6 protein-coding genes, 1 rRNA gene and 1 riboswitch are annotated in these 9,074 nt (G+C 30.4%); of the genes, 5 read left to right on the top strand and 2 right to left on the bottom strand.

Annotation, left to right across the window (positions count from 1 at the left end):
• The first annotated feature begins 14 nt into the window (after positions 1-14).
• The 3 genes from rrf to FYJ83_RS09500 all read left to right on the top strand — a co-directional run bounded on the left by rrf (position 15) and on the right by FYJ83_RS09500 (position 2,356).
• A 5S ribosomal RNA gene (gene rrf, locus FYJ83_RS09510) occupies positions 15-131 on the top strand.
• A gap of 373 nt (positions 132-504) precedes the next feature.
• Positions 505-1,521 (top strand): YkvI family membrane protein, encoded by a 1,017-nt coding sequence (locus tag FYJ83_RS09505; RefSeq protein ID WP_154440091.1) that lies wholly within the window; start codon positions 505-507, stop codon positions 1,519-1,521.
• 22 nt (positions 1,522-1,543) lie between these two features.
• Positions 1,544-2,356 carry an alpha/beta fold hydrolase gene (locus tag FYJ83_RS09500; protein ID WP_154440090.1) on the top strand — a complete coding sequence of 271 codons (813 nt, stop codon included), beginning with the start codon at positions 1,544-1,546 and terminating at the stop codon, positions 2,354-2,356.
• On the opposite strand, the gene mgtA is transcribed toward FYJ83_RS09500, so the two are convergent.
• Together mgtA and FYJ83_RS09490 are read right to left on the bottom strand one after the other, a co-directional pair.
• Positions 2,340-4,973, bottom strand: a complete 2,634-nt coding sequence (mgtA, locus tag FYJ83_RS09495; protein WP_154440089.1) for a magnesium-translocating P-type ATPase — start codon at positions 4,971-4,973, stop codon at positions 2,340-2,342. The two genes, FYJ83_RS09500 and mgtA, sit on opposite strands and share 17 nt — an antisense overlap.
• A 289-nt stretch (positions 4,974-5,262) precedes the next feature.
• A riboswitch (M-box (ykoK) riboswitch) is annotated at positions 5,263-5,417 on the bottom strand.
• Positions 5,418-5,474: 57 nt separating this feature from the next.
• A complete protein-coding gene (locus FYJ83_RS09490; protein ID WP_154440088.1) occupies positions 5,475-6,143 on the bottom strand; it encodes a TetR/AcrR family transcriptional regulator in 669 nt (222 codons plus the stop codon).
• Positions 6,144-6,389: 246 nt separating this feature from the next.
• On the opposite strand from FYJ83_RS09490, the gene FYJ83_RS09485 reads away from it, so the two are divergent.
• Both FYJ83_RS09485 and grdH read left to right on the top strand, forming a co-directional pair.
• Positions 6,390-7,715 (top strand): glycine/sarcosine/betaine reductase component B subunit, encoded by a 1,326-nt coding sequence (locus FYJ83_RS09485; RefSeq protein WP_154440087.1) that lies wholly within the window; start codon positions 6,390-6,392, stop codon positions 7,713-7,715.
• An 11-nt stretch (positions 7,716-7,726) separates the two neighbouring features.
• Positions 7,727-9,037: a betaine reductase selenoprotein B gene (gene grdH, locus FYJ83_RS09480; RefSeq protein ID WP_154440086.1), complete on the top strand. Its 1,311-nt coding sequence runs from the start codon at positions 7,727-7,729 to the stop codon at positions 9,035-9,037.
• Positions 9,038-9,074 lie beyond the last annotated feature (37 nt).

The raw sequence follows: 9,074 nt of genomic DNA, 5'->3' as shown, positions 1-9,074 counted from the left end.
TTTAATAGTTTTCGTCTGGTGACGATAGCAAGATGGACACACCTGTACCCATACCGAACACAGAAGTTAAGCATCTTAACGCCGATGGTACTTGGTTGGAAACGACCTGGGAGAGTAGGAAGTTGCCAGGCTTACATAAAAATATATAGAAAGTTCTATTACGTTGGTCGTAGTAGGGCTTTCTTTTTTTATGACCTAACCCGATTTGTGTATTTTACAAATCGATGGTAGATCAAACGCACCTACGCTGTCCGTTTTGTCTACAATTCGTTACACGCATTGGACAAAAAGGCAACGAGAACCAAATCTATATAAGTGTAACGAGCAAATAGATTTGAGTTGCGAAACTGCGTAGTCACTGTGTCAAACAACTCAATCTAATGAAGGTAAGTCGTATATATACAAGACCTATCACCTTAGCAGTGATAGGATTTTTTATGTCTATTTAAGTCATAGGATAAGCCTCGTATCTAATATATTAATTATTAGAATAGGAGGGAAAAGATGAAGAAGGAATGGTTTAATATTGCTTCAATATATATAGGGACAGTAATTGGTGCAGGATTTGCTTCAGGACGGGAAATAATAGAATTTTTTGGAATCTATGGAGTTAATGGAATATGGGGAATGATTATAGTTGGAATAATCCTTTCATTAGTTGGAAGTTTACTTCTTATAAAAATATATAATAATAAAATAAATGGATTTGATGAATTAATATGTAATATATTTGGCGAAAGATTTGGAAGTTTATTGGACAACATAATTACATTTTCATTATATACTGGGTTCAGTGTTATGGTAGCAGGAAGTGGTGCTCTTTTTAACCAAGAATTAAACTTATCTTTCAATTTAGGTGTTATTTTTATGGTTATTTTATCCTTTATAGTCTTTCTATTTAGTCTAGAGGGATTATCTTTTATAAACACAATATTAGTCCCATTACTTATTATAGGTATTATATTTACATCCTTATATTTAAATATAAGAGAAGGTTATAATTTTTCTAATGTAAATGGTGTTAATTTAACTTTAAAGGGTAATTTTATAACATCAGCACTTTTATATGTGGGTTCTAATTCATTGATTATAGTTGTAGTATTTTCATCTCTATTACCAATTATTAATAGTAAAAAAACAGCCATATTAGGAGGGTCAATTGGAGGAGTTATATTATTTATACTTGGAATGAGTATATTAACATCTATGCTTATATATTATAATGAAGTATTTCTTTTAGATATACCAATGCTAAAAATATGTGATTATATAAACGTTGGATATAGGAAATTTTATGCTGTTATACTTTGGATAGCTATGTTTACTACAGCATTAGCCAATGGATTTGGATTTATAAATAAATTATCTAATAGTAAATATAAAATATTAATTATAGGATTATATTGCTTACTATCTATTCCAGTAGCTAAACTTGGATTTGCTAAATTAGTGGGAATATTATATCCAATATTTGGATTAATAGGATTTTTTGTACTTGTATTTATTTTATTGGTACTATAATAAACTTCGGGGAGATAGATAAATGAATTTTTTTAATACAAGTGATAATGTAAAAACATACTATGAAATAAAAGGAGAAGGTAATCCAATAATTTTTATCCATGGATTTACTGAAACTCATGATTCTTTTAGGATACAGCAAAGAATATTATCTAAAAAGTATAAAACAATTACATATGATATAAGGGGTCATGGTTTATCTAGCAGAGTAGATTATGGATTAAATATGGAAAGACTTGCATTGGATCTAAAGGAGTTTATAGATTATTTAGATTTACAAGATATAGTATTAGTAGGATGGTCTATGGGTACTTCAATTATATTTGAATATATAAATATATTTGGAGAATATAACTTATCTAAAATATGTATTATAGATAAAGGTCCCAAAGTTTTAAATGATAATAATTGGAATCTAGGTTTATATCATGGTAAATATACTATGGAAGATGCTTTAAAAGATTTAAGTTTAATCAAAGATAATTGGATGGAATTTACAGAAAGATTTATAAAAAGTATGGCACCTTATTTCAATAAAAAACAATTTAGTATTTCAATGGATAAGATGAAAAATAATTCACCTAATATAATGTATTCAATTTGGAAATCCATGATAGAAAAGGATTATAGAAAGACTTTAAGTAAAATACATATACCAGCTTTAATAATATTTGGAGGCGAAAGTACCTTTTATTCAATTGATACGGGAAGATACCTTAAAGAAAATATTATAAATTCAGAGCTAGTAATATTTCAGGATTGCACCCACTTATTGGTATTAGAAAACCCTATTAGATTTAATAGGGTTTTAGAGGAATTTACATCCAAGTATTAAATTTTTTGATATAAATATTTTTGACAATTTGTGTGAGAATACAATAAGCTAATAATATTCCTATTAACCAAGAAAAATAACTAAGTGGCAGAGGGACAAGTCCTATATAAGTTCCGAAACCAGTATATGGAATTATTATTCCTAGACTTATTATTAAGAGAGTCATTATCATTAGGGGAGTAGAAGCCCTGCTTTGTACAAATGGAATCTTCTTTGTCCTTATCATATGGACTATTAGGGTCTGTGATACGAGCCCTACTACAAACCAGCCAGATTGAAATAGAGGCTGTAATTCTATCGTATTTGCCTTAAATACAAACCACATAATAGCAAAGGTAGCAATATCAAATATGGAACTAATAGGTCCTATATATAGCATAAACTTACCTATTTTATCTGCATTCCATTTTTTAGGTGTTTTTAAGTATTCTTCATCCATACTATCCCAAGGTATAGCTATTTGAGATATACTATAGAGTAAGTTTTGTACAAGTAACTGTATAGGTAACATTGGCAGAAATGGCAAAAATGCACTAGCTGCTAATACACTAAATACATTACCAAAGTTGGAACTAGCAGTCATATTTATATATTTAACAATATTTCCAAATACTCTTCTACCTTCAATAACTCCTTTTTCTAAAACATTTAGATCTTTTTCAAGCAATATTATATCGGCAGATTCTTTAGCTATATCAACTGCAGTATCTACAGAGATACCTACATCAGCTTGTTTTAATGCTTGAGCATCGTTAATACCATCACCTAAGAAACCAACAACATGATTATTATTCTGTAGAACAGAGATAACCCTTTCTTTTTGCATTGGAGATAGTTTTGCTAGGATATTGGACTTTGATGCTACTTTGTATAATTTTTCATCTGTCATTTCTTCTACATCTATTCCTAAAACCACATTATCTACGGGAATACCAACATCTTTACATATTTTTTTAGCAACTATATCATTATCTCCAGTTAATACCTTGACAGTTACTCCGTGCTCATGTAATGCCCTTATTGCAGAGACTGCTGAATCCTTTGGAGGATCTAAAAAACCCATATATCCAATAAGAACCATATTACTTTCATCTTTAACGCTAAACATATTTTCATCTGGTACATTATTTTTCTGCGCTATAGCAAGGACTCTCATTCCATCTTCATTAAGTTTAGTTACCATATTCATAACTGTTTTTATTAATTCTTCATTTAAAGGTAAAACTTCTCCATTGATTTCTACAAAAGAACATATAGAAATCATTTCTTCAACGGCACCTTTAGTTATAAGTTGTCTTTTGCCATTTTCACTTTCAACTACTACTGACATTCTACGTCTTGTAAAGTCAAATGGAATTTCATCTACTCTTTCATATATTTCTGTTACTTCCCTAAATCCTTTTTCATTACCATATTCTATTACAGCAATATCCAATAAGTTTTTTAATCCTGTTTGATAATAACTATTTAAATAACCATGTCTTAGGACTCTATCATTTTCATTGCCTAGCACATCTAAGTGTGTTTCCAGTATAATTTTATCTAATGTTAGAGTACCAGTTTTATCTGTACATAAAATATCCATAGCACCAAAATTTTGAATAGAACTTAATCTTTTGACTACAATTTTACGTTTAGATAAAGATATTGCTCCTTTTGCAAGATTAGTAGAAACCAAAGTCGGAAGCATTTCAGGAGTCAAGCCTACAGCTACTGAAATAGCAAATAAAAAGGCATTTATCCAATCTTTTTTTGTTAATCCGTTTATTAAGAAAACTATAGGGACCATTACTAACATAAATCTTATTAGAAGAAAACTAACACTTTTAACACCTTCTTCAAAGCTAGTTTGGCCTCTATCTTTAGTAAGAGACTCTGCAATAGTACCAAAGTATGTTTGGTTTCCTGTCTGCAAAACTATACCTACTGCAGAACCGCTAACAACTATGGTTCCCATTAAGGCAATATTTTCTAGATCTGCTATATTCTTATTTACATTCTTATCTTTAATATCTGAAAATTTCTCCACAGGTTCTGATTCACCTGTTAAGGAAGATTGACTGATAAATAAATCTTTACAAGTAATAATTCTTAAATCTGCAGGTATTAAATCTCCAGCTGCTAAATGAATAATATCTCCTGGAACTACATCAGATATATTAATTTCTCTTTTATTCATATCTTCTCTTTTTATAGATGTAGTTGTAGGAACAAGGTCTTTTAAATTATCTGCTGTCATTTGAGATTTATACTCTTGAGAAAATTTAAGGATTACACTGATCAATATCATAGTAGAAATAATTATTATAGTCATCCAAGATTTCTCACCAGTAGGAGCAAAAGCAATGTCAGTAAAATAAGATACTAAAACTATAACTAATAATATTAAAATAAAAGGATCTATAAAGGAGCTTAAAAGGTAAATATACCAAGGTTTCCTTTTTTCGGATATTATTTCATTGTGTCCATAAAAAGCTAATCTTTTATCAGCCTCTAATTCAGATAAACCACTGATGGAGGAATCTAATTCTCTAAAAATAGTATCAATATTTTTTGAACTCATATCGCGTAGGTTTTTATTAATATTTTCATTATCATAAATTTTTTTCTTTCTCATAAATTACACCTCCAAAAAAGACAATACTAAATAATGGTTCAGTAAATAGTCTAACCATAAGTTAAAATTGTATTGAATTTTTAATTTTTAAAATAAGTTTGGAAAATTTTTGAGAAAGGTTTTTTAAGGTATATGTAAAGAAAAGATAATTATTATATTATAATTATACGATTTTAATTTAACATATACTTCATCCTCCTTCCTCTATATAAATACAACTCGGCCCAGAATCCATAACTACTCACCTCCAAAAAAATAATAATCCTCCACCGAAACTTGAAGGGGAAGGATTTATTCTTCTCGTTCAAGTTTTGGCTTTATAAGGCGCTGAAATTGCATTAGGTTGAGCCTTGCGACAAAACCTGCTAACCAGTGCAGAGTGTTTCCACTCTTTTACGGCAGCAATCCATATCCTTATAGTAACCTCACCTACCGAGATTATTTAGTTCATCTTTAAGCATATACTTAAAAATTAGAAATGTCAAGTATTCTATAAGATTCTTAATAATAAAAATTATAATCTTTAATTAAAAATCTCTCTACTATGGCTTTAATGTAATCCATAGTATTGTTTCTTGAATCATCATAGGAAATTTTATTATTTAATACTCTTTTTAACATACCTTCAAAGATTAAAAGGGTCATATCATTTAATTTATTTGCATCTTCAGGTCGAATATAACCTTCATCTACACAGGCATATACAGTAGTTTGCGCTCTTTCATTAATATCAGTTTTCAGTAGCATAGTGGAAATATTTTTATCTTTGCTAATAATATCTTCTGGAAAAAGTTTATAGTAATCAGCCACATAATCTTCAAAATGCTTTTCTAAATTTGGGAAGAAAATGGCATTATAAATTTCTGGTTTATCATAGGCATAGTCACAGAAACATTCCCAAACTTTAAGAAATCTATCCATAGCATTTTCTGCATCTTTTAAATATATTTCTAAAGAATGGGAATAATCCTTTATATGTTTCATGGAAGCATATAAAATTAGATGATCTAAGTTTTCAAAATAATTATAAAGAGTAGCACTATTATATCCAGCCTTATCAGCTACTTTTCTTAAGGTTATTCCATTAATTCCAACTTCATCTATTAGCTCTACAGTTGCATCAATAAAGTAAGACATCATTCTTTTTCGTTGTATCGCTTTTTTTACCATTTAAAATCACCATATTCATATTATTTTCACTAGATTAATATTAGCATAAATACTATAAAACCACAATTTAAATATGAATATATGACCTTATATTTTTCTATAGTAACAAAATAATTATTAAACTTATCAATAATTATGATTGTATTATAATCATGATTATGATATTATATAAATTAACAAAGAAAGTTTCACAAAGCTTCAAAAAACTTTCAATATCCATTAAAAATAATAAAAAGGAGTGAAAAGATGAGACTAGAAATAGGTAATTTTCAAGTAAAAGATGTTGTTTTTGGAGAAAAAACAATGTTTAGTAACGGTGTTCTGTCCATTAATAAAGAAGAAGCTATGGCCTTTATTAAAGAAGATGAGCATATTACAGAATTAGATATAGTAATTGCAAAGCCAGGTGAGAACACAAGAATAGTACCAGTTAAAGAAGCAGCAGAACCAAGGATTCGTCCAGATGATAGACCAGTATTTCCTGGAGTTACAGGAGACGTTGAATCTGCAGGTAGTGGAAGAGTACATGCATTAAAAGGATGTAGTGTTTTAGGAGTAGGTATGCACTATGGTAGTTTTGGTGATGGTCTAATCGATATGGGTGGTGAAGGTGCAAAATACACTCTATTTTCACAATTAATTAATATATGTATAGTTGCTGATACAGATGAAGAGTTTGAAAGATTTGAACAACAAAAGAAAAATACAGCAATTAGAATGGCTACCCATAGATTTGCAGAGTACCTAGGAACTGCAGTAAAGAATTTAGAACCAGAGGAAATTGAAACTTTTGAATTAGATCCAGTAACTAAAAGAACTGAAGAAGTAAATAAACTTCCATCAGTAGTATTGGTTATGCAACCACAATCTCAAATGGAAGAATTGGGATATAATGATTTAGTATATGGATGGGATATGAATAAATATGTTCCTACGTTTATGCATCCAAATGAAGTATTAGATGGAGCATTAATATCAGGTAGTTTCATGCCTTCATCATCAAAATGGTCAACATATGACTTCCAAAATTTCCCTACAATTAGAGAATTATATAAGGAACATGGAAAATCAATTAACTTCTTAGGAGTTATAATGTCAAATCTAAATGTTTCCTTAGAACAAAAACATAGATCAGCTATATTTGTGGCACAAATGGCAAAATCATTAGGTGCAGATGGAGCAATAGTTACTGAAGAAGGATATGGAAATCCAGATGCTGACTATATTTTATGCTTAGCTGCTTTAGAAGATGTAGGAGTAAAAACAGTAGGTATAAGTAATGAGTGTACAGGTAGAGATGGAGCTTCTCAGCCTCTTGTTACATTAGATGAAAAAGCAAATGCTTTAGTATCTACAGGTAATGTATCACAATTAATAGAATTACCACCAGCAGATAAAGTAATAGGAGAATTACAAGCTTTAGCTAGAGATGGTTTATCTGGTGGATGGGCTTATGATGAAATATTAGGAGCATCTGTAAGAGAAGATGGTTCAATTATTATGGAAAACAATGCAATGTTCTGTGGAGATAGAATACCAGGCTGGTCAACTAAGACTATGAAAGAATTCTAGGAGGTGAAAATATGAAAAAAGCAATTCATTATATAAATCAATTTTTTGCAGGTATTGGTGGAGAAGATACAGCTGATTATAAACCAGAAATTAGAGAAGGTTTAGTAGGACCATCCCTTGCTCTAAATAGTATGTTAGATGCAGAAGTTACACATACGGTTATTTGTGGTGATAACTTCATGGGATCCAATACAGATGAAGCTGTTGAAATCATATTGGGATTTTTAGAGGATAAGGAATTTGATATATTTGTTGCAGGTCCCGCATTTCAAGCAGGTAGATATGGAGTAGCCTGCGGAACTATTTGTAAGGCTGTTAAAGAAAAATTTAATGTACCAGTTATTACATCTATGAACGTAGAAAATCCTGGTGTAGAAATGTTTAAAAAAGATATGTATGTATTTGAAGGTGGAAAGTCAGCTGCAAAATTAAGAGATGATGTGAAAGTTATGGCTAATTTTGCAAATAAAATATTAAAGGGCGAAGAAACCGGTTCAGCTGATGAAGAAGGATTCTTCCCAAGAGGAATTAGAGCTCAAACTTGGTTAGAGTCAGGAAAGACAGCTGCAGAAAGAGGAGTAGAAATGTTAATTAAGAAATTAAACGATGCTCCTTATATAACAGAACTTCCTATTCCAAAACAAGATAGAGTGCCTATTGCAGAGCCTATTAAAGATTTATCTAAGGCAAATATAGCTATGGTAACTACTGGAGGAATTGTACCAGTGGATAATCCAGATAGAATTCAATCTGCTTCAGCTACACGTTGGGGAAGATATGATATATCTAAAGATGAAAGATTAGAAGGCGGAGTATATAAAACTATTCATGCTGGATTTGACCCTGCAGCAGCAGATGCAGATCCAAATGTAATAATGCCAATAGATGCGATGAAATCCTATGTAAAAGAAGGCAAAATAGGAAAACTACACGACTATTTCTACAGTACAGTTGGAACTGGTACTACTCAAGCAGAAGCTGCTAGAATGGGTAGAGAAATAGTAGAAAAATTAAAAGAAGATAACGTAGATGGAGTTATTATGACTTCCACATGAGGTACCTGTACACGTTGCGGTGCAACGATGGTAAAAGAAATTGAAAGAGCAGGTATTCCAGTAGTTCAAATGTGTAATTTAATTCCAGTTGCTACAACTGTAGGTGCGAATAAAATAGTACCTACAATATCCATTCCATATCCATTAGGAGACCCATTAACATCTAAAGAAGCTCAATGGAAACTTAGATACCATAGAGTAGGAGTAGCATTAGATGCTTTAACAGAAGATGTTAAGGAGCAAACAGTATTTAAGGTAAAAATCTAGAAAAATTTTATAGGGGTGTGTACACACCCCTATAAAT

Source organism: Tissierella pigra (assembly GCF_009695605.1).
Classification (GTDB): Bacteria; Bacillota; Clostridia; order Tissierellales; family Tissierellaceae; genus Tissierella; species Tissierella pigra.
The sequence above is the reverse complement of the archived record's forward strand: the minus strand, read 5'-3'. Positions and strand labels throughout refer to the sequence as shown.

Excerpts from the sequence above, each read along its gene's own strand:
- FYJ83_RS09490 (WP_154440088.1), bottom strand. The coding sequence starts at position 6,143 with ATGGTAAAAAAAGCGATACAACGAAAAAGAATGATGTCTTACTTTATT.
- mgtA (WP_154440089.1), bottom strand. The coding sequence starts at position 4,973 with ATGAGAAAGAAAAAAATTTATGATAATGAAAATATTAATAAAAACCTA.
- FYJ83_RS09485 (WP_154440087.1), top strand. The coding sequence starts at position 6,390 with ATGAGACTAGAAATAGGTAATTTTCAAGTAAAAGATGTTGTTTTTGGA.
- FYJ83_RS09500 (WP_154440090.1), top strand. The coding sequence starts at position 1,544 with ATGAATTTTTTTAATACAAGTGATAATGTAAAAACATACTATGAAATA.
- FYJ83_RS09505 (WP_154440091.1), top strand. The coding sequence starts at position 505 with ATGAAGAAGGAATGGTTTAATATTGCTTCAATATATATAGGGACAGTA.